Origin of the sequence: Thalassotalea sp. LPB0316, from assembly GCF_014898095.1 — a bacterium.
Classification (GTDB): Bacteria; Pseudomonadota; Gammaproteobacteria; order Enterobacterales; family Alteromonadaceae; genus Thalassotalea_G.
Window position 1 is genome coordinate 1,230,730 of the sequence record NZ_CP062946.1, and the last position, 25,658, is coordinate 1,256,387.

The window sequence follows — 25,658 nt, forward strand, 5'->3', positions numbered from 1 at the left end:
TTTTGATTTATGCAGTAGATAGTTGTGATGAAAAAACAAAACGGTTTTACCCTGATTGAGCTAGTCGTTGTTATCGTTATTTTAGGTATTTTAGCGGCGACCGCAGCGCCTAAATTTATCGACTTACAAGATGATGCAAGAACAGCGACAGTGGAAGCGGCAAAAGGTGCGTTAGAGTCAATGGCGGCGATGACATACAGCAAGTCATTGATTGAAAATACTGAAAAACTAGCAGATAGCAGTGTCGAGGTTAATGGTGTCACGGTGACTACCCGGTATGGTTATCCACGCTCTAATGATGCCGCAGCGCTTGCCGTTATTCGCGATGAATTATTGCAAATATCTGACGACTATGATGTGGTACTAAACTCCAATAATGTTACGGTTTTTATCTTTCCCAAAGGTCTCTATGAGCCAGCGGTTTACGGTAACTTAAATACCTTTTTAGTGCCGTGTATTGCCGCTTACAGTGAAGCTGCGCAAGAAGGTGGTAGCCCTGAAATCAAGTCAAATCCTTGCTAGTCAATAGCGAGTATTGCATGGTAAGAGGAGACATTGTCTCCTTTTTTATTGTCGGTAAAAAAATATTTATATCTATCTGCGTTTTTAAATGAGCAAGTTTAACTAAAAAGCGTTACTATTCATGTAGGTAAGCAAAACTTATTGATAACGCATAGAGTTATAGGTTGTTACAACTAATTATGAAACAACGAGGTTTCACGCTCATCGAGCTGATTATTACCATTATTATCTTAGGTATCTTGGCGGTGGTCGTCGCGCCGCGGTTTAGCTCGTCTGAAAGTTATCAAGAGCATAGCTATCGCGCCCAATCCATTGCGCTAATTCGCGCTGTTCAATTACGGGCGATGCAACAAACAAGCACGAACTTTGGTTGTCATGCGGTGAATGTAACAAGTAGTCAAATTGCCAGTGATGACACGGCCCCATGTAATATCAACCCTTTAGTTGTCGCTATTGAGCCAAACGATGATGTTAGCTTTAACTTAAATGGCGGTGACGGCACTATTTTATTCAATAATTTTGGCGTACCACAGGGCGACTGCTCAGGTGGTTGCTTAATTACCATCGATGGTGTTGATGATTTGGTTATTCAAATCGAATCACAAGGATACATCCATGCGATATAGCAAACGCGAGCGCGGTTTTACGCTAGTAGAAATTATTATCGGGATTGTTGTTATCTCGTTGTCATTTTCGATTATTTCGACCTTAGTACTGCCAGCTACCGAGCAAAGTGCAGATCAAGTCCAACAAATAAAAGCCGCAGAATTAGGGCAGTCATTGCTAACAGAAATATTAGGTAAAGCCTACGATGAGCAGCCTGGTGTTTCTGGTGGGATCTATCGCTGCAATGACAACGGACAGCCCAATTGTAGTTTAACGCTGGGCCCTGAAGCCGGTGAGAGTCGCAATAACTATAACGACGTTGATGATTATGATGAGATCACTCAGCTTGCAGGTGAAAATATTCAAAACGCATTGGGTGAAAACCTCGGTGATTACTATCTCGGATTTGTCGTTGATGTTTCGGTGGTTTACGATGGCGATTTCAATGGGGTTGATGATTATCTCGAAAGTGGCAGTAGCAACCAATTGGCCAAGTTAGTGACGGTAGAAATTACTACGCCTAGTAACCAAGTTATTAGCTTTTCAGGTTATAGGACCAATTACTAATGCGTATCTTAGCGAAGGGATTTACCTTAATCGAGCTTGTTACCGTATTGGTGTTGCTTGGGGTTTTGTCAGTCGGTATTTCGGGCTTTATCGGTGTGACAACGCAAATTTACGTCGACGTAACCACGCGAGATGAATTGATTGCCAGTGCTCGCTTTTCCATCGAACGTCTCAATCGCGAGATCAGAGGGGCATTGCCTAATAGTATTCGCACGCTTAATAACGATCGCTGCCTTGAGTTTACGCCTGCGCCATTAAGTGCGGTCTATACCCAGCTTAGCGTAGCGCCTGACCCACAAACTGATGAAATAAAATTTATCCGCTTCTTTAGTGATGGCGCGAACTTGTATAACGATGATCTCGAGGTTATTGTTTATCCGTTATCTCCAAGTGATGTTTATGATAACAACGACAAACGCGCTGCCATCAATAGCTTGGATCAAACGGGTAACGAGTGGACACTTACGCTAAGCGCAAATAAGCAGTTTCCAGCCCATTCGCCAACTTCGCGTCTTTACTTTGTTCAATCACCAATAAGTTACTGTATTGATGCCGATGTGTCGGGTGAAAATGGCAAGTTATATCGCTATCAAAACTACAACGGCTATAGTAATGGCGTGCCGAATAGTACCGGTGTATTAATGGCACAGTCTCTTGATATTAGTGGCAGTATTCCGTTTAGATATGCTGAGGCAACACGGCTGCGTAATGCGATTGTGTTAATTAATATCAGCTTTGCTGCTAATGATGAAACCATCAGTTTTAACAATGAAATTCAGGTGCCTAATGTTCCGTAATCGCACATTGCCCATCGGGCCAAAACATCAATCGGGTAGCATGTTGGTGATCGCCATTTTCATTATGGTGGTCATGTTGTTAATTGGTGCGGCAATGGTCAATATTTTAGCCACCAGTGGCCAAACAGTCGCGTATGAGGTTTCAGGCACTCGGGCTTACCTTGCGGCAAACTCAGGTGCGCAACGAAAATTACTTGAAATTTTTCCACTCGACGACGGTGTTAACAACGGTCAAGCGAAAATGTGTGATGGGTCTGATTTGCTCACTGCGCCCTCATCAACATCCAATCAAACCTTTCAACTGGTGGTTGACCACAATAAGAACCGTTGCAACGTTGCTGTTAGTTGCGAAGATTTTCATCACGATAATGTAACTTATTACCAAATTGCCAGTACGGCGACCTGTGATCTCGGTGCTGATAGTACCTCTAGAACTGTTATTATAGAAGCGAGAAGCCTTTAATTTTATCGAGTAAAAGTCGTTCATTAATTGGTATCTGATAAAAACATCATGCCCTAGCAGCAACTTTGCTATTTTTCTTGAATTTTTTTGCGTTTTTTTTAATTTTACATGCCACATCTTTGCCAAGGTGGGGTATGATGTCGGATAATTTCGCAAAAGTATTTATAGCTGTTGATAGCAACGTAAACGTTGATAAATCAGCATGTAAAAGGTTAATAAAATATGTTCAAAAAATTACGTGGCATGTTCTCTAATGACTTATCAATTGACTTGGGAACAGCTAACACCCTTATCTATGTAAAAGATCAAGGGATTGTCTTGAATGAGCCGTCGGTTGTCGCAATTCGTCAAGATCGCGCAGGTGGTTCTAAAAGTGTTGCAGCGGTCGGTACTGCAGCAAAACAAATGTTAGGTAGAACGCCGGGTAATATTGAAGCGATTCGCCCGATGAAAGACGGGGTAATTGCTAACTTCTTCGTCACTGAAAAAATGCTTCAGTACTTTATCAAGCAAGTACACAGCAATAATTTCCTACGTCCAAGTCCGCGCGTTTTGGTTTGTGTACCTTGTGGCTCAACACAAGTTGAACGCCGAGCCATTCGCGAATCAGCACTAGGGGCTGGCGCTCGTGAGGTTTACTTGATTGATGAACCTATGGCAGCCGCAATCGGTGCGGGCCTACCGGTATCTGAAGCAACAGGTTCAATGGTCGTTGATATCGGTGGTGGTACAACAGAAGTTGGCATTATTTCACTTAACGGTGTCGTTTATTCTTCTTCAGTGCGCATTGGCGGTGACAAATTTGACGAAGCTATCATCAATTACGTGCGTCGTAACTTTGGTAGCTTAATTGGTGAAGCAACAGCAGAGCGCATCAAGCATGAAATTGGCTCAGCTTACCCTGGTGAAGAATTGGTTGAAATTGAGGTACGCGGTCGCAACCTAGCAGAGGGTGTGCCACGTAGCTTTACGTTAAACAGCAATGAAATTTTAGAAGCATTGCAAGAGCCGTTAACAGGAATTGTCAGTGCAATCATGGTGGCACTAGAGCAATCACCGCCAGAGCTTGCCTCTGATATTTCAGAGCGTGGTATGGTATTAACCGGTGGTGGTGCCTTACTTAAAGATCTCGATCGATTATTAATGGAAGAGACGGGTATTCCGGTTGTTGTTGCCGATGATCCGCTAACTTGTGTAGCGCGTGGTGGTGGTAAGGCCATTGAAATGATCGATATGCACGGTGGCGATCTATTCTCATACGAATAAGCTCTTTAGCCAACCTAGTGAACTAGGTTGGTTGAGCCCCTCTTGGTTGCCCTTAATTAAAAGGTGATTCGAATTTAATGAATCCTATTTTTAAACATGGCCCTTCTGCACAGCACCGACTCGTTTTGGTGCTTTGTTGTTCTATGCTACTGATTTTTTTCGATCATAAATTACAAAGTTTTGATAGCGTGCGAGGGTACTTGCAGTCGATGGTGAGCCCGTTGCAATACATCGCTAATGCACCAAAACAGATGATGAATTGGGCCGTAGAAAACCTCGCGACAAGAAAACAGCTAATTAAAGAAAATCAACAATTTAAATCTCAGCAGTTATTGTTCAACGAGCAAGCTATACAGCTTGATATTTTGCGCCGTGAAAATAGCCGACTCCGTTCATTACTGGCGTCACCGGTTCGACCTCAAGTCAAAAAAATGGTTGCTGAAATTTTGGCTGTAGATACCGATCCTTATAGTCATCAAATTTTGATTAACAAAGGCTTGAACGACGATGTTTACGAAGGGCAGCCAGTGATTGATGATTTAGGTGTTGTCGGCCAAGTGTTGCACGCGGGGGCGACCAATAGCCGTATTTTATTAATCTCTGATGTTAGTCATGCTATTCCATTGCGGATCAAACGCAATGGTGTTCGATTAATTGCATCGGGTAGCGGCAATATTAGGCGGTTAATCGTCAATCACGTGGCACACAGCACGGATATCGAAGAAGGCGATATTCTTGTTACTTCAGGTTTAGGCGGTAAATTCCCTGAAGGCTATCCGGTGGCTCAAGTCACTTATGTGCAAAAAGATGAAACGCGTGCCTTTGCTCAAGTTATTGCAGAGCCAATAGCCCAGATCGATCGCTTGCGTTATATGTTGTTATTGTGGCCAGAGCCTGTCGAAGAATTTGCTAGCCCACAAACAGCGACAGAGGATAAGTAATCACTGTGTTTGCTCATAACGGAATTATTATTTTACTGACCCTATTATTGTCCTTAATTGCGGCGATTATGCCTATGCCGATTAGCTTAGATATATTCCGGCCTGACTGGGTATTAGTGGTCACTATGTATTGGGCGATAGCCTTGCCAAATCGAGTCAACGTGATCACAGCGTGGGTAATGGGCTTACTCCTCGATATTTTATTGGGCTCAATTTTGGGGGTTCATGCTGCCGCCCTAGCAATAACCATTTACATTGCCTCAGGTAATTATCAGAAAATCAGAAATTTCTCACTTTGGCAGCAATCTTTAGTGGTCGGTGTATTAGCGGCATTATTCCACTTAATTGTGTTTTGGCTGCAGCGGCTATTGACCGATGTCGTATTTTTACCGAGTTATTTATATCCGGTGATTACCTCAATGGTGTTATGGCCATGGGCATTTTTGATCTTACGAAAAACGCGTCAACATTTTAAAATTAAGTAGTTAATATCATTATGGTTTTTCAAAATCACAAACAGCCGAACATTGTTTTGGCTTCTCAATCTCCCAGACGCAAGGAGCTGCTGAGTCAACTCGGCTTTGAATTTGTCACTAAGGCCAGTGATATTGATGAGTCTGTGCTTGTTGGCGAGTCACCGCAATCTTATGTCACGAGAATGGCAAAAGAAAAGGCGCTAGCACAAGATCACGGCGATCAAACTTTAGTGATTGGCTCAGATACTTGTGTTGTTTTTGAAGATAAAATTTTGGGTAAGCCAAAAGACGTTGACGACGCCAAGGCCATGCTGGCCATGTTATCAGGCAATACTCACCAAGTACTGACCGCTGTTGCGATCGCCGTTAACCATGAGGTTGATGTAACGTTAGTGACAACAGATGTTACATTTAAAGCGTTAAGTGCTCAGGAAATTCTGAACTATTGGCGCTCTGGCGAGCCAAAAGATAAAGCGGGTAGCTACGGAATTCAAGGTATTGCCGGTCAATTTGTGACGGGTATCAAAGGTAGTTATTCTGCTGTAGTTGGTCTACCGTTATATGAGACAGCACAACTGATGGCAAAACACGGTTGTCCTACATCAATGATGCAAAGCTAGGTGGTTTAATGAGTGGTGAACTATTAGTTAATGTAACACCGAGTGAAACTCGCGTTGCGTTAATCGAAAACGGCGTATTACAGGAAGTTCACATAGAAAGAGAAGCCAAACGAGGATTGGTTGGCAACATCTATTTGGGTAAGGTGATAAGAGTTTTACCCGGTATGCAAGCGGCTTTTGTCGATATTAATTTAGATCGCGCGGCATTCTTACATGCCGCTGATATCAACTCTAAACTGATCACCAACGACAGTAATGAGGATACACAGACCGTTCCCGATATTCGTTCACTCGTTCACGAAGGACAATTTTTGATGGTTCAAGTCGTCAAAGATCCTCTCGGCACTAAAGGTGCCCGCTTGACGACAGATATTACCATAGCCTCGCGTTATTTAGTGTTAATGCCTGATGCTAGCCACGCCGGTATTTCTCAACGGATCGAAGATGTTGAAGAACGACAGAGATTAAAATCACTGGTTTCTCCTTATTGTGATGATACGCACGGCTTTATTGTTCGCACTGCTGCCGAAGGTGCCGGCGAACAAGAGCTGCAACACGATGCGGAATTTTTACGCCGCGTTTGGCACAAAGTGTTGGAGCGAAAAAAGCGTCGTCAAACCAAAAAACCGATATATCAAGATCTCGCGTTAACTTTTCGGGTACTGCGCGATTTCGTTGGCATTGAGCTTGAGCGGGTTAGAATAGACTCAAAATTGACCTTTGATCAACTTATGGAATTTACCCAAGAATTTGTGCCTGAACTATCAAAAGTGCTGGAATACTACCCAGGTGAGCGGCCCATTTTTGATTTGTTTGATGTCGAGGCCGAAATTCAGCGCGCCTTACAACGTAAAATCGAATTGAAATCAGGTGGCTATTTGATCATTGATCAAACTGAAGCCATGACCACGATCGATATTAATACCGGCGCTTTTGTTGGCCATCGCAATCTTGATGAAACCATTTTCAATACCAATATTGAAGCGACACAGGCGATTGCTCGCCAACTCAGGTTACGCAATTTGGGGGGTATTATTATTATCGATTTTATCGATATGACCATTGACGATCACAAAAAGCGGGTATTACACAGTCTTGAAACGGCTTTATCGAAAGACAAGGTCAAATTTAGCGTCCATGACTTTTCGCCATTAGGATTAGTGCAAATGACCCGCAAGCGCACTCGTGAAAGCTTAGAGCATATTTTGTGTGGTGAGTGCAGCTCATGCCAAGGGCGCGGCCAGCTAAAAACAGTTGAAACCGTTTGTTATGAAATTTTACGCGAAATTGTCCGAGTCAATCGCGCTTACGACTCCGATAAGTTTATCGTCTACGCATCGCCTGCCGTGAGTGAAGCATTGATTGATGACGAATATCACCACTTGGCGGAAACGGAAGTGTTTATCGGCAAGCAAGTGAAAATTCAAACGGAACCGCTATACAATCAAGAGCAGTTTGACGTGGTAATGATGTAATGAAAGGCGGCTCGAGAATATTAAATCGCTGGTTAAATCGACTATTTAAATTAGTCGCGGTTTTTCTCGTCTTATTTGCCGTGTTACTCTCGAGTGCGCGCTTGTTATTACCGTACGCTGACAACTACCGTGTTGAATTACAAGATTATATTAATCAACGCTTTAACGCAGATATTGAAATCGGTGGGTTAAGTGTTGGTTGGTCGGGGACTGGCCCGACGATGGTTGCGCAAAACGTTTCGCTAATTGATATTTCCGGTTTACAGATCGATGTTGCCAATTTTGGCTTTGAATTGGATTTTTGGGCAAGTGTGCTCAATCAAAAGTTAGTATCGAGCCAATTTGATATCCGCGGGCTTAATGCAACACTTAATCCAGAGCTTTTTGAACGCAGTAAATCCAATGCCAGTGTCGTCGAGGTAATTGAAACCGCTGCCGATATCTTTCTTTCGCAAATTCCTCACGTTACCCTACGCGACAGTCGACTCAATGTCATTGATGGCGAAAGTCAGCGTTCACTAACCATCGCTAAATTACGGTGGCAAAACATCGGCCTAAAACACTTAGGCGAGGGTGAGATTATTGTCGATGGCGTCTCGTCAAATAATTTAAAACTGCAGTTAGCGTTCACTGGTGATGAACTAGATGAGCTATCGGGTATGGCTTATGTTGAAGCAAATAATATCGACGTAACCCCATGGCTTCAGCAAGTTTTATCGGTTAGCAATAACAAGGTTGATTCACAAATTAACTTCCAAGTTTGGCAAACGATAAGCAATGGTATGCCTAATCTGTTGCAGTTGGAGTTTGGCAAAAGTAATTTTGTTTGGCAGTCGGGCGATGAAGCGCAAACGCTGAGTATTAATCAAGGACAAATCGTTGGCCATTACAACCAGAGCCGCAAGCAGTTTGACTTGGCTTCAAATAATATTATTTGGCAAACCAACGAAACACAACACGCGCCATTGGCATTTTATTTAGAAGCTCAAAACGACACCCTATTTAGCTATATTTCAAGCCTTGATGTGGCTGGCGTCAATACCGTAGCCTCAGTACTCGTTCAAACCCCAGAAAGTCAGGCAATGCTAAAAAAGTTGTCACCGCAAGGGCAGCTTAACGATGTGTTTATCCGCTATGATGAACAGCTTAAGCTAGTTGCTGAGTTAACTGATTTTAGCAATGCGCATGCTAGCGGTATTCCTGCGACAACCTCGCTATATGCTAGCATCGCGCATCAAGGTCAACAAACCGCTATCACACTCAGTGGTAGTGATGGTTATTTTGACTTTGACAATGGCTTTTATCGCCCGATTCCTTATCAAGCAATTTCATCAAATATTCAAATTGAACAATCTGATAACGGCATAGCGGTAGCGGTTAAACAGCTAAAGCTTTTATCGCAAGAGCTTACCTTAGATGGTGAGTTAACCCTTGATTTTCCGAATAATGATGCGCCGAGTATGGCGTTAGTAGCCAATGCGCGAGATATTGATGCCGCCAATGCCCGCTATTATTATCCGCTAAAATCGATGACAGAAAACTTAGTGGGCTATTTAGAAAACAGTATAATCTCGGGGCAAATTCCATTAGCAACTGTGATTTATCACGGTAAATTTGCTGATTTTCCGTTTAATAACAATCAAGGGATCTTCAGTGTTCAGGCTGATTTACAACAAGCGTCTTTCCAGTTCGATCAAAACTGGCCAGCGATTGAAAACCTTGATGCTCATTTAGATTTCACTAATAACTCGATGACAATTACAACGCGCGGGGGCGATCTCAGTGGTTTGTCGGTTGATCGGGTTATCGCAAGGATTGACGAGCTTAAAGGGGAAAACGTTTTAGTTGTCGATGCGCCGATTGAACAGCAGTCACCAGCAGATATTCACCGTTTACTCAGTCAGAGCCCGTTAGAGCAATCCGTGGCTAAGGTGCTTGATCAAGTTAAGATTAGCCAACCGGTTTCAGGACATTTTAATTTGAATCTACCGCTAAAAGATACGCAAGCGGTGGTAGCGAGTGGTCAGGTTCAGTTTAACGATAATTTAATAGAACTGGCCGCACCAGAAATGAACTTTCATCAAGTTAACGGTCAACTCAGCTTTAGTAATGACAAGATCACCGTAGAAGATTTGACCTTGCTTTGGCGAGATAAGCCGATGCAGTTAGTTGCTCAGGGTGAAAAGCAAGATAACTTTTACCAAACGCTGATTGATATTCATGCCAAGTGGCCACAAGCGACGTGGCAAAGTGAAATCCCCGCTAAGTTTTCACCGTATCTAGCTGGTGAGTTAACATGGCAAGGACAACTCAAATTGTTTAATGTCGATGGTGGCAATTTTAACTATCAACTTACCGCAGCATCAGATTTAGCAGGTAGTCAATTAAACTTCCCCGAACCTTATTCGTTAACCGCTGAGCAAACTGCTGATTTGAGTATTGTTGCTAAAGGCGATAACAACAGCTCAACTATTGATGCTTTACTGGGCGAGAATTTGAGTTTTTACGGTGTGTTAGCACACGAAAGCGCCAGTTTTAACCGAGCACATTTAGTTTTAGGCGAAGAGAAAATGATGCTGCCAACTGATGGCTTTCATATCACTATGAAGCTTGATAATGCAATGTTCACCCAGTGGCACCCTTTTGTTCGCGACATTATAGAATCTGTCGACAAAGTTAAAAGCGAAAACACCGACAAACAAACACCGCTATTGGAAAAACCAGAGCGTATTCGCGGGACAATTGCTAGCCTCGATCTTTGGGGGCATCAATTAACCGACATCTCATTTAATATTTTTGACAAAACCCATTGGTGGTTACTTCAGCTCAATGCTAAAGAAGGCCGAAGCCAAGTGAAGTTTTATCCTGATTGGTATGAGCAAGGTGTTGATGTCAATATCGACTTTCTCAACTTGCCCGTTCAACAAGGGGTCGTCGAGGAAGTCGAGGACGTTATTGCCCAATCAGGCCAGTTCCACCTTGAACAAGCCGAGGGCTTATTACATCAAGAAAAAGATATTTTTGATGGCATGCCGCCGATGAAAGTACATTGCGATAGCTGTCGCTTTGGTTTGCTTGACTTAGGTGTTATTGATTTCGAGATAGCCCGTAGCTCTGGTGAAATTATCGCACTTAAAAACTTTTCTGCCAGTCGAGATGGCCTAGCAGTAAAGTTTGATGGTCAATGGTTATTGCAGGGCGACTACTCAAGCACCCAAATTGTCGGCACGTTAAACGTTAAAGATGTTGAAAGTGAACTCGGTCGCCTTGAAGTTGCGTCAGCAATCAAAGATTCTGGCATGAAAACGCGTTATGAGCTCAATTGGCTTGGCAGTCCACCGAGCTTTGATTTGGCTAACCTCAATGGTCAGGTGAGCGTTGCTTTTGACGACGGTTATGTCGCCGATGTCAGTGAAAAAGGCGCAAAGCTATTTTCTTTGCTGAGTTTACAGTCATTGGTGCGCAAATTAACGCTAGATTTTCGCGATATTTTTGCCGACGGCATGTTTTACAGTTCAATTAAAGGTGATTTAACTGTTGAGCAGGGGGTAGTCTACACCGACAACATTAAAATGAAAGGTTCTGCCGGTGATTTAGCGGTTAAAGGTAATACTAACTTAGTCGAGCAAGAGCTCGATTATGAAATGCTTTATAAGCCCAATTTAACCTCGAGCTTGCCGGCACTTGCTTGGATCGCAACGTTAAATCCCGTGACGTTTTTAGCCGGTATCGCAATTGATGAAGTGATTACTTCAACCGTTGTTCAAGAATTCAAGTTTGTTTTATCAGGCACTATTGACGAGCCAAATCTGGTTCAAGTGGATCGCAAAAATACCAATATTAGTGTTGGCCGATCAACGCCGCCACAAATCGTTGAGCAACTACCTCAGGAGCCAGACACCACGAAACCACAGCAACCACCATTGCCGGGTAAAGTAACACCGTTGAAAAAAGAATCTGTCGACTTTCCCGAACAAAAAGAGAAAAAAGACAACATTCAAGGAGCGATAAATGGCTAAGTTATCGGCTATTCAACTGACCACTACGCCAAACGTTGACCACAATCTTGAAACCATTGACCGTTTGCTTAGTCAATTGCCACACGACGATGAGCACCTCGTACTATTGCCAGAGTGCTGTCTGTTTTTTGGTGGTCGAGATGCGGAACAATTAGCATTGGCAAAAAAGAGTGGTAGCGAAAAGCACAATAGCTTGGTGAGTCAATTAGCAAACTTAGCTCAGCGACATAAGTTATATTTAGTGGCTGGCACTATTCCTTGTCTAACCGCTAATACTGATAAATTTTACAATCGCAGTTATGTTTTTTCGCCACAAGGGCAAACACTGTGTTATTACGATAAAATCCATTTGTTCGATGTTGTCGTAGAAGATAGTGAAAAAAACTATTTGGAATCAAAATACACCCAAGCCGGTAATGAGGTGAAACACATAGATTTACCTTTTGCCACGTTAGGCCTAACAGTGTGTTATGATTTGCGCTTTCCTGAGCTTTATCGCGTATTGAGTCAACGTGGTGTTGATGTGATTACTGTCCCGGCAGCGTTTACCAAAGTTACTGGCCAAGCCCATTGGCAAGCATTGCTGCAGGCAAGAGCAATAGAAAATCAATGCTATATTGTTGCTGCAGGGCAACAAGGTAAACACGCTAACGGCCGTGAAACCTGGGGTCATTCTATGGTTATTTCGCCATGGGGTGAGGTGCTCGCCTGTGTCCCTGAGGGTGAAGGCAGTGTTACCGTTGACTTTAGCTTAAAAAGTATTGATAAAATTCGTCAATCGATGCCGGTAAATACGCACAATCAATTTAAAACTGAGTTAATTAAATGAGCAATATTGTTGAACAAGAATTACTAGCCCAAAGCCAATTAGACAAGGGCTTTTTACAACAAGCGTTGGCCCGTATCGTCGAGCGCAATGTCGATTTTGCCGATCTGTATTTTCAGTCGAGCCAACACGAATCATGGATGTTAGAAGACGGTATTGTCAAAGAAGGCTCATACAATATTGAACAAGGTGTTGGGGTACGCGCGATTACTGGCGAGAAAACCGGTTTTGCCTACTCAGATGATATTTCAGCGTTGGCCATCAACCAAGCAGCTGATGCGGCTAAAGGTATTGCACTGGCAGATAAAAGCGGTTCAGTTCAGGCGTTTAAAGCAGATAAACACAAGAAAATTTTTACCGAACGCGATCCGCTAGGCAGTTTGTCACAAGAGCAAAAAATTAACTTATTACACGAAGTTGAAGCCCATGCCCGAAGCGTCGATAAACGCGTATCTCAAGTGATTGTTAGCTTAAGTGGCGTTTATGAAAAAGTATTAGTTGCGGCAACCGACGGCACTTACGCAACCGATATTCGCCCATTAGTCAGGCTTAACTGCTCAGTCTTGGTTGAAGAAAACGGCAAGCGAGAGCGCGGCAGCTCAGGTGGCGGTGCGAGAACAGACTACAGTTACTTTTTCGAAGCCCAGGGTAATAAAGCGCGCTATTTACACTATGCCGAAGAAGCGGTTCGCCAAGCGTTAGTGAATTTGGTTGCAATTGCCGCACCTGCGGGTAGTTTCCCTGTTGTTTTAGGCTCGGGTTGGCCAGGCGTTCTATTGCACGAAGCCGTTGGCCATGGCTTAGAAGGCGACTTTAACCGCAAAGGTTCATCGGCGTTCTCTGGCAAGGTCGGCCAACAAGTCGCCTCGCAGCACTGCACAATTGTTGACGATGGCACCCTAGCGAATCGTCGTGGCTCCTTAAATATCGACGACGAAGGCACGCCAGGCCAATACAATGTGTTGATCGAGAAAGGCATTCTCAAAGGTTATATGCAAGATAAGCACAATGCTAAGTTAATGGGTGTTGCCCCAACGGGGAATGGTCGTCGTGAATCTTATGCTCACTTGCCAATGCCAAGGATGACGAATACCTATATGTTGGCGGGCGAGCACGATCCGAAAGATATTATCAAAACCGTGAAAAAAGGTATCTACGCACCAAACTTCGCAGGTGGTCAGGTTGATATCACCTCTGGCAAGTTTGTTTTTACCAGTGCTGAAGCCTATTTAATTGAAAACGGCGAAATTACTTCGCCAGTTAAAGGGGCTACCTTAATTGGTAGTGGCCCTGAGTCAATGAAAAAGGTCTCTATGGTGGGTAATGATTTGGCTCTTGACGCTGGCGTTGGTGTGTGCGGTAAAGATGGTCAAAGTGTCCCTGTTGGTGTTGGCCAACCGACGTTAAAGATCGATGAAATGACCATAGGTGGTACTCAGTAAATGAGTCAACAAGCGCAACCTAATAATCCGCTGCACGGCATCACATTAGCGATGATGCTGGAGCGGTTAGTTGCCGAAATAGGCTGGGAAAAAATGGCACAAACGGTAGATATTCGTTGCTTTAAATTTGATCCTAGCATTAAGTCTAGCTTGGCGTTTTTACGCAAAACCCCTTGGGCTAGGGCTGAAGTGGAACAGCTATATATCAATACTTTTCACGGCTTTGTTTGGCCTAAAATTGACTAGCCCTATAAACCTATTGGTTCAAAATTTAATACTTGAGCGCGAGCGTTAGTGACTTCAACTAAGCGCTCTCGCAATATATTCTCAATAGCGATCTGCTCGCTTAGCTTGGCGATTTCCTCGGTCAAGGCAATCAAAATAACACAGTTGAGCGATTGGCTCTGGGCTATAAAAGCACTATTTGGCGCTTCGTGCTGCCACGCTAAACCATCGTTAGATTGTAGGTTTAACTCTTCTTGGCTGACAAAGCGATAGCGAAATCGCGGGCTATTGGCCTCATCGGCAAACCAGTTTAAGCCCATGGTTTGGAAATTTAACCAAGCCTCGGTATTCGTTAACGCTGCCGACAGTATCGGCGATAGTTCAAGCAGGGTTTTACTTGCACTGAGTTGCAATGGAAATAAATTAGCCATGTGGTGTTTCCTTAACTTGTTTGTGTTTGCGGCTGAGTTCTGCCTAACCAAGCGATAAAGAAAGCAAGGAAAAACGGCACGAGTCGCTCAAGGTAGTCGCCCGGTGCTGACGGTATAAAGCTAAGCGCTATGGTAGTAAAAAAGCCAGTAAAAATAGCCATAAAAGCATATAAGCCATCAACTCGTTGGCTACAAACACGCACCACTAATAATGGACCAAAAGCAGCCCCCAGTGCGTTCCAAGCAAATAACACCCGAGTGAAAATATCTTCAGGCGCGAATAGAGCGATCAAGGTTGAAATTAAACACATTAAAACAACGGTTAAACGGGAATAAATTAAACCTTTGCGATGACTTTGCAGTTGAGCAACATCGTATGACAGTGCTGAAGCACTCACTAATAATTGGCTATCGGCGGTCGACATAATAGCTGAAAGCACAGCTGCGATAATAATACCGGCAATAATTGGAGAGAACAGCTCCGCAGTTAACACAAAAAATGCCTGCTCTTGATCGGCAACCGGTTCAATTAACACTTTCGCTGACCAACCGACGATTACCATGCCGCCGTAAACAATAGTCGCCCAGCTAATAGCAATGATTCTACCTTGTTTTATCGCTTGTTGAGACTTAATTGCCATCAATCGATTAACAACGTGTGGTTGGCCACAGTTACCTAAACCTATACCCATGAGACCAAGCACAAAACCGAGTGCCAGCATGCCAGAGTGAGTACTAAAGGCGTTGAGCTGTTCGCCGGCAAATGTTGTTTGCATCTGCTGCCACAATTCAACGGGGCCACCAATAGCCCATAGAGCAAAAATTGGCAATAAAAAGCTAGTTGCTGCCATCAAAAGCCCTTGTAGGGTGTCGGTAATACTCACCGCCCAAAAACCGCCAAGTAAAGTATAAATAAGAATAATGACAGTACCTAGCACTATGCTTGCCGTCATCGACATATCAAAGGTACTGGCAAACGTTTTACCTGCAGCTTGAAATTGAGCAGCGATATAAAAGCTAAAGGCGAAAATAATCGCCAGTGAGCATAATAGGGTAATACTGCGTTTGTATTTGCCAGTGTCTTCGGCAAGCAACTCGGTAAGGGTGACCGATTTTTTCTCTTGGGTAAGTTTTTGCAGCCTTGGGGCTAACCAAAACCAATTAAAGATATAACCGCAAATGATGCCCGGTGGTATCCAAGCCGCTGATACACCCATAATATAAGCCGCTCCACTCATCCCTAATAATGACCAAGCTGATGATGCACTGGCTGCCGAGCTTACGGCTGCGACCCATGGGCCAAGCGAATGGCTGCCAATAAAGTAATCTTGAGTTGAATGGTTGCGTTGATTACTCCACAAGCCGATGCCAATAAGGACAAGCTTATATACGATCAGGGTAATGAGGACAGCGTGATGATATTCCATAGTGTGATGAAGGCTTTGTTATTTTTATTATTGGTTTTGTTGATCAGTCTACTAAAGCGTGTAGAACTTTCAAATGTGTTTTTCTAAGGGGTGTTGTAGCCCTGTAAAATTAATCGTTTCAGTACGGTATAAACAATTATCTGCAAAATATTAACTAATGATTATTCGAGGCTTTGGTCACTTTTTAGTAAAAATACTATTAAGTTCAGTGGTTTTTTAAGGTTTTATTGTCGGGGTGCCGACAGCACTAAAGAGGGAAAAAGCGCCTGTTTCCCTCTTTAATCTCCCTCGGCGCCCACGCAATAGACAACATTAATTTTTCACTTGTGTTTATTAGCTGTTCCTGAAGAAGATACGTCCTGTATTGCATCAGTGCTCGGCGTCCTGCCTCACCCAGCAATAAACATGGAAGTGAAAAATTAATCTATTGCGAATGGGATTGGTGTGTAATTCGAGTCTCGATTTTTTTCGAAGTGTGGCAAAAAATTGGTATAACTTGGGGTTAGCAGCAGGGCAGCTATTGAAACCTGTACTAATGTACAAAAAAGCCGCAGCAAGCGGCTTAGTTGGTTAAGTTAAAACGGATTAGCTTTCGCTTTTCATTGCGTGATAGTGGGCAAGCAAACCTTGGGTCGAGCTATCGTGATTTGGATTAACTTGCCCAGATTCTAGTTCTTGTTGAATCTTATTAGCCAGTGTCTTGCCTAGCTCAACACCCCATTGATCAAATGAGCAAATTTGTAAAATAATACCTTGGACAAAAATTTTGTGCTCATAAAGCGCTATTAAATTGCCGATCGAGCGCGGTGAAATTCGTTTCATTAATAACGTGTTGGTTGGCCTATTGCCCAGATGCACTTTGTGTGGTGCAACTTTATTGATGTAATCATCGCTGCGGCCGCGCATTTTTAAATCCGCGCGAACTTCTTGTTCAGTGACACCTTGCATTAATGCTTGGGTTTGGGCAAAAAAGTTCGCCATTAAGGTTTCGTGATGCCCTTCAACTGGGGTAACGCTCTCAACCGAACCAATAAAATCAGCAGGAACAATATTATTACTTTGGTGGAGGTATTGATAAAACGCGTGTTGGCCATTAATGCCTAACTCTCCCCAAATAGATGGTACGGTTGGGTAATCAACCTTTTCACCCTGCCAGTTAACTGACTTACCGTTACTTTCCATTTCTGCTTGTTGTAGGTATGCACTGAGCATGTGTAGCGATTGGTCGTATGGCAATATGGCTTGTGACTGAGCACCTAAAAACGTAGTGTTCCACAAGCTCATTAATGCCATTAATACCGGAATGTTTTGTTCTAGTTCGGCCGTTAAAAAGTGCTGATCAACTTCGTATGCGCCGTCGAGTAATTGCTTGAATTGGTCAAAGCCCAAATCAAGTGCAATCGGCAAACCGATAGCTGACCACAAAGAGAATCGGCCGCCAACCCAATCCCACATATTGAAAATATTGTCTTGGCTAATGCCAAATTTTATCGCATTGCTCTTGTTAGCTGTAACCGCAACAAAATGTTTAGCAACGATAGAAGTGTCTTGCGCTGCTGTGGTTAACCATTGCATCGCCGTGTGGGCGTTGGTCATGGTTTCTGTTGTTGTGAAGGTTTTACTCGAGACAATAAATAATACGGTTTCAGGATTTAACGGTTTCAATACATTGGCGATTTGCGTGCCGTCAACATTCGACACGTAATGCATCTTGAGTTGCCCGTCACTGTATTGATGAAGCGCTTCAGTCACCATTTGCGGGCCGAGGTTAGAGCCGCCAACACCGATACTAACAACATCGGTGATCGCTTTACCTGAATAACCGCGCCATTGGCCTGAGCGCACACAGTCACAAAATGCCGCCATTTGTTGTTGGGTCGCTGCTATTTGCTGATTAATATCAACGCCATCGAGTTCTTTGGCATTGTCGAGTCGATCGCGCAAGGCAACGTGTAAAACGGCGCGATCTTCGGTCGTATTGATATGCTCACCGGCAAACATGCGCTCGCGCCACTGCTCGACTTGACACTGCTTAGCCAATTCAACGAGCTGGGTTATGGTCTGCTGGTCGATTAAGTTTTTAGAATAATCAAAGAGAATTTTAGGGAGTTTGACGCTGTATTTGTTAAACCTTTCAGTATCTTGTGAAAACAAATCCTTCATGTGCTTTGTTTTCATCATGTTGGCATGTTGTGTTAGCGCTTGCCATGCCGGAAGTGATTGTCGTGCGTCCATAGTGACCTTTATAAACCCTGTTTTATCTTTTAATGATGGCATATTTAGTTTTTGCTATTATGCCAGAATAATAGCAGGATAAAATCATTAAAAGCTTTTAACTGACCTTTCATCATTGGGTACAAGAGAGATTATGCAAACTGTTACTTTTAATAAACAAGCGATCACACCGAGCAAGATAGTTTGTATTGGGCGCAATTACTTGGCTCATATTCAAGAATTAGGCAACGCAGTACCCGATGAACTGGTGGTGTTTTTAAAACCTAATAGTGCAATAACCGAAAAGCTTAACCGACATCACCTCGGTGAAGTATTGCACTATGAAGCTGAATTAGCTTATTTGTATCAAGGTGGTCGCTTTAGCGCCGTTGCTTTAGGGTTAGATTTAACCAAACGCGGCCTACAAAGCCAATTGAAAAGCAAAGGTTTGCCGTGGGAAAAGGCTAAAGCATTTAACGGCTCGGCACTGTTTAGCGAGTTTATGCCGATTGAAGACAACGATATTCCACTAACCTTATCGCTAACCATTGACGGTGAGCTCAAACAACATGCATCAAATCAACTTATGATGCACAAGCCCAGTGATATCCTGGCTCAACTATCATCATGGTTAACCCTAGAGGACGGAGATATCGTCATGACAGGAACACCTCAAGGTGTTGGTGAAGTTACTCAAAACAGTGATTTTGTCGGGGGTGTTTGGCTACAACAAGAAAAATTAGTTGAAGTAAAGTGGCGTAGTTAAAAATACGGCATAGGACTCAACACTAAATTGCGTTAATATTAGCCAAGTGTAAGATCTTGATAAATTTAATAAGGGTTGTTCAAAGTACAACTTAAAATGTAATGCAGTTAAAAGCTGCGACAGAGCAAAGGCTTATCAAGTTTAGGTGTAACCGATAATTAAAGTTAACAGCGGAAGTATAATGAGAGCGCAAATGGGGATTGTTGTAGGTATTATCAGAGTTTTACTATTGGTTGTTATGCCATGCTTTTATGCTAGTGCTGATGTTTTACCCGCTTCACTGTTGAGCGATGAAGAAAACCTTCGCTACACTAATCCTAAAGCCTATTATCAACAAGTGCTGAGCTACCAAGACGTGGCTAAAACTGCCGATAGAGATACGTATTATTGGTGGCTGTTGCGCAAAGCTCAAGCAGAGCGATTGATTTGGTCACCTAAAAACTTTAAACAAACCGTTGAATATGCGCTTGAAATTATCGAGCCGGGTGCACCGGCAGAAATTATTAGTCACTTTCAGTTGTTTCGCGGTATTTTAGCGCAGCAAGAAAGTCGTTACAGCGATGCCGTTAACGCTTTTGAGTTGGCGATGACTGTTGCTGAACAAGAGCAATTAAATGAAGTTTATGTTGTTGCCAAACAAGAGCTCGCCTACACCCGAAGTTTAACTGAGTTATTTGACACATCACTTGCTGGTCTGCAAGAAGCTTATGTCGAAGCTTTTGCCTTAGACGATTTGTTTTTAATCGCGATAATTAATGAAACATACGGTGCTATCTACGGCTATATGGATGAATATGAAAAGTCGATTGAATACTATGAAAAAGCCTTAGAAACCTATGAGCGTTTTGGTTATGTTTACCATATTGCAGAGGCCACGTTTGGTTTAGCAACCACCTATCGCTACTGGAAAAAATACGATCTGGCGATTGAATACTTCAATATTTACCAAGAAAAAATAGCCTATAACGCGACCCCTGAAATCAACTTTTACGCCAGTTATGGCTTAGGGATGACGTTAGCTGAAAAGGGCGACTGTCAAGCCGCAATTAAGGTGATCGATAAAGCGATTTCACAAGGTGGTTTTATCGACTACATTGCCGAGCTTTACAAGCGCCAAGCTGGTTGTTTTATCAAATTAGAGCAACTTGACAAGGCTCAGCAGGCAATTGATAGTGCGCGTAATATTTTTGCTGATATTCCTGAGTTGCAAGGCACTACATGGCAACTAGAAGTCGAAAAGCTCGATGGCTTATTGGCCTATGCACAGGGAAACCCGGACTTAGCCTATCAACGCATTAGCCAATATTACGAAAAATTCATTAAACTACTTTATAAAAATTCAAGTGAGCGGCTGATGCGCGTTAGAACGTCAATGGAGGTTGAGCGGCACAATATTGAAATTTCACTACTTCAACAACGCTCTCGGGTAAAAATGCTAGAGATCGACAAGAAACACCAGGAAAATGTCCAGAAATCATATTTGATTTTTAGTTTGTTGGCGATAATTGCCATGATAGTCATCCTAATGATCCTTCAGCAACGTACTAATAAGCGTATCTTGGAATTGTCGATTAGAGATTCATTAAGTGGCTTATATAATCGTCGGTATATTTTTAAACATATGGATCGCTTGGTTGAGAAATACCAAGGCAAAGGCGAGTTTGCGACTATTTTAATCGATGTAGACGACTTTAAATCAATTAACGATTTATATGGACACCCTTTTGGTGACCAAGTCATCAAAACCATTGCCGATGTTGGCCAAAAAGTCATGCGAGTCGGCGATGAAATGGCGCGCATTGGCGGCGAAGAGTTTCTGTGTATTTGCCCTCGTATCGATGAAAGTCAGGCGATAGAAATCGCCGAGCGTTTGCGAGAATCTGTATCGACAACCCATATCTATCGCGATAATGGGCAGCCAGTAAAAGTAACCATCAGTGTTGGGCTTGTGGTCGCTGATCAAAATACCAAAGATAGTCAGTCACTTTATATTTGTGCTGATAAGGCACTTTATAAAGCTAAAAATGATGGTAAAAACCAGGTAGTCGCATACTCTGAAATTGCCAGTAAAAGTTAACACGTACCGCCTATTCGAGCGATGCGTAAAAGGCAAGTTACATTGGAATATTCAAAGCAACACTTAGCACTAGCAATCATTGAGTTTTTGCAAGATGTTATTACTAGTCATGGTTACCAGGCAAAGGTTCACTTTGAACTCGAGGGCTGTTATCAACAAAGCACTGGACACAAAAAGGTGTGCTTTGAAACACTTAATCAATGGTTAACAGTATACGATATCCAAGGCCAGCTGATCCCTGAATATTGGCGTAATCAATGGGAGTTTGTTTCCGCCTTTGCTGGCCAAACACCAGCCAAAGAAGCCAAAAATCTCGCTTTTGTTATCAAACACTTGCAATCGGCATTCGATAAATTTCACTATGGCACTGTGGTCATCAAACCCGTTGTCTGGTCTGGCGACCGCGGTAAAATGGCGGCGGGTTCAAGGCAAATATTTTCTCGTGACACGCGCAGTGTTCACATTCCCAATGCTATTCAAATGAATGTCTCTGTGATTGATCAAGCAGGCAATAACTTAATGGTCGAGCAAAGCTTTGGCGAGCGCTTACAAGCGCAATTTATCGCAACTAGCTTAGCCTGCAGTTTACTCTACCTACCTGAAGAAGAGGCTTTTGAGCGCTTTGCCTTAAAAACGCAATACGGGTTGTTTGATGAATTATGCTCACCCTATGATATTTCTGGTGGTCATCAAGGCAGTATCGCTTTTTACAAAGACAAAGGTAAACACAATCAGGTGATGGGGGTTGAGCCATTGCTTTACGGCGCAGATCAGCAAGTTTTACTCAGCCAGCAAAACTGGCAAGCAACAGCCCGTATTGAACATCGATTAGGCGCCGCAAGTCAGCATTATGATCCCTACATCAACGTCATTTTTGCACTGCTCAATATTATTGAAGCACTCGAGAGTATGGCGGCTAACCAAACCATAGAACACGTCATTCAAGTGCAAACTTTACCTTCGTCATTACACGATCAAAAAAATGTCACAAACACCACCTATGGTGCTATTAGTTTATTTGCTAATGACACATGGTTTGCAGAAAAAATTGATCAATTGATTGTTCATGCACGTAATGTGCAATCTCACGTGATTGATCTCCCGCATGATGCTGGAGCGCAATTAAAACAACATATTTTGGCACGTTATCAACCTCAGCCTGTCATCATATCAGCGGTATAAAAAGTAGAAACACTTATGAGTACAAGCAATATCACTAAACACCAAATGAAAACCGTTTTGTTAACGGGCGATAGCATTGAAGCAAAGCGCGATGAACTCAAAAACTATTTCGAAAATACATGGCAAACATATGAAGCGTTATTTAGCTTAATTAATAGCGACGAGGCTTACTTTCTCCGCCCTGAGCCGTTGAGGCATCCGTTGATTTTTTACTACGGCCATACCGCAACATTTTTTATCAATAAGTTGATGTTGGGCAAATACATTAATCAGCGTGTTAACGAGAAGCTCGAAGCGATTTGTGCGGTTGGCGTTGATGAAATGAGCTGGGATGATTTGGATGCCACCCATTACGATTGGCCGAGTGTTGACGAAGTGCGTGCCTATCGCAATCAAGTATACCAATTGATTTGTCAGTTGATTGATGAAATGCCATTGAGCCTGCCGATAACACAAGACTCACTAGCGTGGGTTATTATGATGGGCTGTGAGCACGAACGTATCCATTTGGAAACCTCATCGGTGATCATGCGGATGCTCGATAGCCAATACCTCACACCCAAAAATGACTGGCAAGCCTGCTCATCGTCTGGTGCAGCGCCACAAAACAGCTTACTACCCGCAGCTGGCCACACCGTCACGCTTGGTAAGCCAGTTAATGCCGACACCTATGGCTGGGACAACGAATACGGTAGCGCTCAAGTAGAGGTACCAGATTTTAATGCCTCGCAATACTTGGTTTCAAACGGTGAGTACATGGCCTTCGTTGAAGCGGGTGGCTACCAAAAGCCAGAGTTTTGGACGGAAGAAGGCCAATCATGGTTAGCGTACAAGCAAGCGAGCATGCCGCGATTTTGGTTTAAAGAAAACGGTAATTATTATCAGCGCAATTTACTCAATGCCATGCCATTGCCACTCGATTGGCCAGTTGAAGTTAATTACCTTGAAGCTAAGGCATTTTGTAATTGGTTAGGTCATACGCAAGGCAAAAATATTCGCCTACCTAGTGAAGCTGAGTGGTATTGCTTACGCGATCGTATTCAGGGCGATATCACCCAATGGCCTGAAGCCAAGGGCAATATTAACCTTGAGTACTATGCTTCGTCATGCCCTGTTAATCGCTTTGAGCATAAACAGTTTTACGATGTTATTGGCAATGTCTGGCAGTGGACAGAATCTGCGATTGACGGTTTTAATGGCTTTGAAGTGCATCCGTTATACGATGATTTCTCCACGCCAACGTTTGATGGCAAGCATAACCTAATCAAAGGTGGTTCGTGGATTTCAACAGGTAATGAAGCGATCAAATACTCGCGTTACGCTTTTCGTCGTCACTTTATGCAACACGCTGGTTTTCGTTATATCGAAAGCCACAGTGATAGTATTCCTGATATCGAAGTCAACCACTTCATCACCAATAAAGAAATTACTCAGCAGTTGGCTTGTTATTACGCCAAAGGCGGCGATCATCAATTTGCCATGCCAAATTACGCCGATCAATTAGCTCAGAAGGTCAGTGATATTAGTGAACGTTATCAAACCCCTAGAGCGCGTTTGTTGGAATTAGGTTGTAGTGTCGGCAAAACGAGTTTTTTACTTTCTTCACTCTTTGAGCAAGTGGACGGCGTTGATTTTTCTGCCCGATTTATTCAGCATGCGGTTAAGTTACAGCAGGGTGAAGCGGTGCGTTACTCGATAGAAAACGAAGGGGAAATTGTTGATTTTAATGAAGTGACACTGAGCCAGTTTGAACAGTTTAACGGGCAATCAATTCAGCCTCAAAATGTACTGTTTAGCCAAGGTGATGCTGGTAACCTAAAACCGATATTTACCGATTACGATATTATTGTTGCTCAGCAGTTACTCGAGCAGTGTTACGACGCTAGAAGCTTCTTAGCGCAAGTTGCCGACAGGCTAAATTCACGCGGCTTGTTTATATTGGTCAGTGACTACAGTATCAACCCTGAGCGAGTGCCGGCTGAAAAGCGTCTTGGTGGGACAAAAATCAACGGTGAAAACGTCACTGGCTTCGATGCGGTGAGCGAGATTTTGATGCCAAGCTTTGAGTTAATTGAGCAAGATCAGATGACCAAAGTCATACCGCAGAATAATCGTCAAGCGCGTTTAAGTATTATGCACATCAGTGTTTGGCAGAAAGCAAATTGAGCACGAGTCAAGTAAATACGTTAAGCGAACTCCCTGCACATATCGCCTTTAGTCGCTCGATTGAAGGTGATATTGCGGTTAATTTGAGTAATTCCTGCGCACAGACTATGACGATTAGTAGCTTATTAGCTTATTGTGACAGTAAACAGCCGTCGATGGCGGAGCTTGAGCTTAGCTATGCCAGCATAGAAGGTGGCGGGGCACTGCGCCAAGCGATATGTGATTTTCATCATCAGGTGTTTGAGCAAACTTGGCTAAAGCCTGCTGATGTAGTGACTTTTGCCGGCGCGCAAGAAGCACTGCGCAGTGTTTATCACGCGCTTTTACAACCTGGCGATGAAGTGATTGTAATGACGCCGAGTTATCCGTCATTACAGGCCATGGCTGAGCAATGTGGTGCCAACTTAATAGCGGTTGAGCTAGCGTTTGAAAACCAATGGCAAGTTAATTGGCAAGCACTTAATTCAGCGTTTTCTGAGAAAACAGCGATGGTGGTGATCAACAGCCCACACAATCCAACCGGCATGACATTAAGTGAGCATGAGCTCGAGTCGATCGTCAATTTGTGCCAAAAATATCATTGTTACCTAGTGCTTGACGATGTCTCGCAAGCCAGCCAATATCAGCAAAACAGCGCTGTTCGCAAGGTTGACTATGACAAAGCCATACTGATCAATGTGATGTCGAAAAGCCTTGGCTTAGGAGGTATTCGCCTAGGGTGGGCAATTAGCCAAGACCAACAAGTGCGCAATGCCCTTATCGCTCAAAAAGCCAGTGGTTCGATTTGTACCAGCGCGGTTGATGAATATCTAGCCCACTTAGCGTTAGTTAATCACCAGCCAATTTTGGCGCGCGCTAACGCGATTATCGAGCAAAACATCAAGCTGTTTAACCAATTTCTCAGCCAGCATTCAGCAATTACTTGGCATCAACCTCAGGCTGGGATTTTAGCTACGATAAAACTTTCAGATAAATTGTTAGCAGGCGATAGTATTGAAGTATGGACAAAGCGCTGCGCCGAGCAAACCGGTGTTTTATTACTGCCAACGAGTTTGTTCGGTTTATCAGGCCCCTATTGTCGATTGGGCCTAGGGCAAAAGGACTTTGCCGAAGGCTTGGCAAGACTGAGTAACTTTCTTAACGGTTAATA

General features: G+C 43.3%; 22 protein-coding genes. 19 read left to right on the forward strand and 3 right to left on the reverse strand.

Annotated elements, in window-relative coordinates; all coding sequences use genetic code 11:
- The first annotated feature begins 27 nt into the window (after positions 1 to 27).
- The 14 genes from LP316_RS16120 (at position 28) to LP316_RS05545 (ending at position 14,266) form a co-directional block, all read left to right on the forward strand.
- Positions 28 to 522: a prepilin-type N-terminal cleavage/methylation domain-containing protein gene (locus LP316_RS16120; protein ID WP_193023145.1), complete on the forward strand. Its 495-nt coding sequence runs from the start codon at positions 28 to 30 to the stop codon at positions 520 to 522.
- Between the two features lie 179 nt (positions 523 to 701).
- The gene (locus tag LP316_RS16125; RefSeq protein WP_193023147.1) at positions 702 to 1,148 is read left to right on the forward strand and encodes a prepilin-type N-terminal cleavage/methylation domain-containing protein; all 447 of its coding nucleotides are present in this window, start codon (positions 702 to 704) and stop codon (positions 1,146 to 1,148) included.
- Positions 1,138 to 1,695, forward strand: a complete 558-nt coding sequence (locus LP316_RS05490) for a prepilin-type N-terminal cleavage/methylation domain-containing protein (RefSeq protein WP_193023149.1) — start codon at positions 1,138 to 1,140, stop codon at positions 1,693 to 1,695. Before LP316_RS16125 ends, LP316_RS05490 begins: the two co-directional genes overlap by 11 nt.
- Entirely contained in the window at positions 1,695 to 2,492 is a 798-nt protein-coding gene (locus tag LP316_RS05495; protein WP_193023151.1) for a prepilin-type N-terminal cleavage/methylation domain-containing protein, read from the forward strand. Before LP316_RS05490 ends, LP316_RS05495 begins: the two co-directional genes overlap by 1 nt.
- The gene (locus LP316_RS05500; RefSeq protein WP_193023153.1) at positions 2,482 to 2,955 is read left to right on the forward strand and encodes a hypothetical protein; all 474 of its coding nucleotides are present in this window, start codon (positions 2,482 to 2,484) and stop codon (positions 2,953 to 2,955) included. The genes LP316_RS05495 and LP316_RS05500 overlap by 11 nt, the downstream gene beginning before the upstream one ends.
- A 222-nt stretch (positions 2,956 to 3,177) precedes the next feature.
- The gene (locus tag LP316_RS05505) at positions 3,178 to 4,221 is read left to right on the forward strand and encodes a rod shape-determining protein (RefSeq protein ID WP_193023155.1); all 1,044 of its coding nucleotides are present in this window, start codon (positions 3,178 to 3,180) and stop codon (positions 4,219 to 4,221) included.
- A gap of 77 nt (positions 4,222 to 4,298) precedes the next feature.
- Positions 4,299 to 5,162 (forward strand): rod shape-determining protein MreC, encoded by an 864-nt coding sequence (mreC, locus tag LP316_RS05510; RefSeq protein ID WP_193023158.1) that lies wholly within the window; start codon positions 4,299 to 4,301, stop codon positions 5,160 to 5,162.
- 5 nt (positions 5,163 to 5,167) lie between these two features.
- Positions 5,168 to 5,647: a rod shape-determining protein MreD gene (gene mreD, locus LP316_RS05515; protein ID WP_193023161.1), complete on the forward strand. Its 480-nt coding sequence runs from the start codon at positions 5,168 to 5,170 to the stop codon at positions 5,645 to 5,647.
- An 11-nt stretch (positions 5,648 to 5,658) separates the two neighbouring features.
- Positions 5,659 to 6,258, forward strand: a complete 600-nt coding sequence (locus LP316_RS05520) for a Maf family protein (protein ID WP_193023164.1) — start codon at positions 5,659 to 5,661, stop codon at positions 6,256 to 6,258.
- An 8-nt stretch (positions 6,259 to 6,266) separates the two neighbouring features.
- Positions 6,267 to 7,733 (forward strand): ribonuclease G, encoded by a 1,467-nt coding sequence (gene rng / locus LP316_RS05525; protein WP_193023167.1) that lies wholly within the window; start codon positions 6,267 to 6,269, stop codon positions 7,731 to 7,733.
- Entirely contained in the window at positions 7,733 to 11,752 is a 4,020-nt protein-coding gene (locus tag LP316_RS05530; RefSeq protein ID WP_193023175.1) for a YhdP family protein, read from the forward strand. The genes rng and LP316_RS05530 overlap by 1 nt, the downstream gene beginning before the upstream one ends.
- Positions 11,745 to 12,581: a carbon-nitrogen hydrolase family protein gene (locus LP316_RS05535; RefSeq protein WP_193023177.1), complete on the forward strand. Its 837-nt coding sequence runs from the start codon at positions 11,745 to 11,747 to the stop codon at positions 12,579 to 12,581. The genes LP316_RS05530 and LP316_RS05535 overlap by 8 nt, the downstream gene beginning before the upstream one ends.
- Entirely contained in the window at positions 12,578 to 14,020 is a 1,443-nt protein-coding gene (tldD, locus tag LP316_RS05540; protein WP_193023179.1) for a metalloprotease TldD, read from the forward strand. Before LP316_RS05535 ends, tldD begins: the two co-directional genes overlap by 4 nt.
- Positions 14,021 to 14,266 (forward strand): VF530 family DNA-binding protein, encoded by a 246-nt coding sequence (locus LP316_RS05545; RefSeq protein ID WP_193023181.1) that lies wholly within the window; start codon positions 14,021 to 14,023, stop codon positions 14,264 to 14,266.
- Positions 14,267 to 14,268: 2 nt separating this feature from the next.
- On the opposite strand, the gene LP316_RS05550 is transcribed toward LP316_RS05545, so the two are convergent.
- The 3 genes from LP316_RS05550 to pgi form a co-directional block, all read right to left on the reverse strand.
- A complete protein-coding gene (locus tag LP316_RS05550) occupies positions 14,269 to 14,676 on the reverse strand; it encodes a hypothetical protein (protein WP_193023183.1) in 408 nt (135 codons plus the stop codon).
- A gap of 11 nt (positions 14,677 to 14,687) precedes the next feature.
- On the reverse strand, positions 14,688 to 16,103 hold the full coding sequence (locus tag LP316_RS05555; RefSeq protein ID WP_193023185.1) for a sodium/proline symporter: 1,416 nt from the start codon (positions 16,101 to 16,103) through the stop codon (positions 14,688 to 14,690).
- Between the two features lie 585 nt (positions 16,104 to 16,688).
- Complete coding sequence (gene pgi / locus LP316_RS05560; protein WP_193023817.1) at positions 16,689 to 18,338, reverse strand: glucose-6-phosphate isomerase; 1,650 nt, start codon at positions 18,336 to 18,338, stop codon at positions 16,689 to 16,691.
- Positions 18,339 to 18,471: 133 nt separating this feature from the next.
- Here pgi and LP316_RS05565 point away from each other — a divergent pair, with 133 nt between their 5' ends.
- The 5 genes from LP316_RS05565 to LP316_RS05585 all read left to right on the forward strand — a co-directional run bounded on the left by LP316_RS05565 (position 18,472) and on the right by LP316_RS05585 (position 25,656).
- A complete protein-coding gene (locus LP316_RS05565) occupies positions 18,472 to 19,083 on the forward strand; it encodes a fumarylacetoacetate hydrolase family protein (RefSeq protein ID WP_193023187.1) in 612 nt (203 codons plus the stop codon).
- A 181-nt stretch (positions 19,084 to 19,264) separates the two neighbouring features.
- Positions 19,265 to 21,160, forward strand: coding sequence for a diguanylate cyclase (locus LP316_RS05570; protein ID WP_193023189.1), 1,896 nt, complete (start codon positions 19,265 to 19,267; stop codon positions 21,158 to 21,160).
- Positions 21,161 to 21,202: 42 nt separating this feature from the next.
- Positions 21,203 to 22,342: a hypothetical protein gene (locus LP316_RS05575; RefSeq protein ID WP_226960810.1), complete on the forward strand. Its 1,140-nt coding sequence runs from the start codon at positions 21,203 to 21,205 to the stop codon at positions 22,340 to 22,342.
- A 15-nt stretch (positions 22,343 to 22,357) separates the two neighbouring features.
- Positions 22,358 to 24,508, forward strand: a complete 2,151-nt coding sequence (gene ovoA / locus LP316_RS05580) for a 5-histidylcysteine sulfoxide synthase (RefSeq protein WP_226960811.1) — start codon at positions 22,358 to 22,360, stop codon at positions 24,506 to 24,508.
- Positions 24,505 to 25,656, forward strand: a complete 1,152-nt coding sequence (locus LP316_RS05585) for a pyridoxal phosphate-dependent aminotransferase (protein WP_193023191.1) — start codon at positions 24,505 to 24,507, stop codon at positions 25,654 to 25,656. The genes ovoA and LP316_RS05585 overlap by 4 nt, the downstream gene beginning before the upstream one ends.
- Positions 25,657 to 25,658: the final 2 nt, after the last annotated feature.

Coding starts and splice junctions, on each gene's coding strand:
- LP316_RS05570 (WP_193023189.1), top strand. CDS start 19,265: ATGAGAGCGCAAATGGGGATTGTTGTAGGTATTATCAGAGTTTTACTA.
- LP316_RS05495 (WP_193023151.1), top strand. CDS start 1,695: ATGCGTATCTTAGCGAAGGGATTTACCTTAATCGAGCTTGTTACCGTA.
- LP316_RS05535 (WP_193023177.1), top strand. CDS start 11,745: ATGGCTAAGTTATCGGCTATTCAACTGACCACTACGCCAAACGTTGAC.
- LP316_RS05490 (WP_193023149.1), top strand. CDS start 1,138: ATGCGATATAGCAAACGCGAGCGCGGTTTTACGCTAGTAGAAATTATT.
- LP316_RS16120 (WP_193023145.1), top strand. CDS start 28: ATGAAAAAACAAAACGGTTTTACCCTGATTGAGCTAGTCGTTGTTATC.
- rng (WP_193023167.1), top strand. CDS start 6,267: ATGAGTGGTGAACTATTAGTTAATGTAACACCGAGTGAAACTCGCGTT.
- LP316_RS05550 (WP_193023183.1), bottom strand. CDS start 14,676: ATGGCTAATTTATTTCCATTGCAACTCAGTGCAAGTAAAACCCTGCTT.
- mreC (WP_193023158.1), top strand. CDS start 4,299: ATGAATCCTATTTTTAAACATGGCCCTTCTGCACAGCACCGACTCGTT.
- LP316_RS05530 (WP_193023175.1), top strand. CDS start 7,733: ATGAAAGGCGGCTCGAGAATATTAAATCGCTGGTTAAATCGACTATTT.
- pgi (WP_193023817.1), bottom strand. CDS start 18,338: ATGGACGCACGACAATCACTTCCGGCATGGCAAGCGCTAACACAACAT.
- LP316_RS05545 (WP_193023181.1), top strand. CDS start 14,021: ATGAGTCAACAAGCGCAACCTAATAATCCGCTGCACGGCATCACATTA.
- LP316_RS05520 (WP_193023164.1), top strand. CDS start 5,659: ATGGTTTTTCAAAATCACAAACAGCCGAACATTGTTTTGGCTTCTCAA.
- LP316_RS05505 (WP_193023155.1), top strand. CDS start 3,178: ATGTTCAAAAAATTACGTGGCATGTTCTCTAATGACTTATCAATTGAC.
- tldD (WP_193023179.1), top strand. CDS start 12,578: ATGAGCAATATTGTTGAACAAGAATTACTAGCCCAAAGCCAATTAGAC.
- LP316_RS05565 (WP_193023187.1), top strand. CDS start 18,472: ATGCAAACTGTTACTTTTAATAAACAAGCGATCACACCGAGCAAGATA.
- LP316_RS05500 (WP_193023153.1), top strand. CDS start 2,482: ATGTTCCGTAATCGCACATTGCCCATCGGGCCAAAACATCAATCGGGT.
- ovoA (WP_226960811.1), top strand. CDS start 22,358: ATGAGTACAAGCAATATCACTAAACACCAAATGAAAACCGTTTTGTTA.
- LP316_RS05555 (WP_193023185.1), bottom strand. CDS start 16,103: ATGGAATATCATCACGCTGTCCTCATTACCCTGATCGTATATAAGCTT.
- LP316_RS16125 (WP_193023147.1), top strand. CDS start 702: ATGAAACAACGAGGTTTCACGCTCATCGAGCTGATTATTACCATTATT.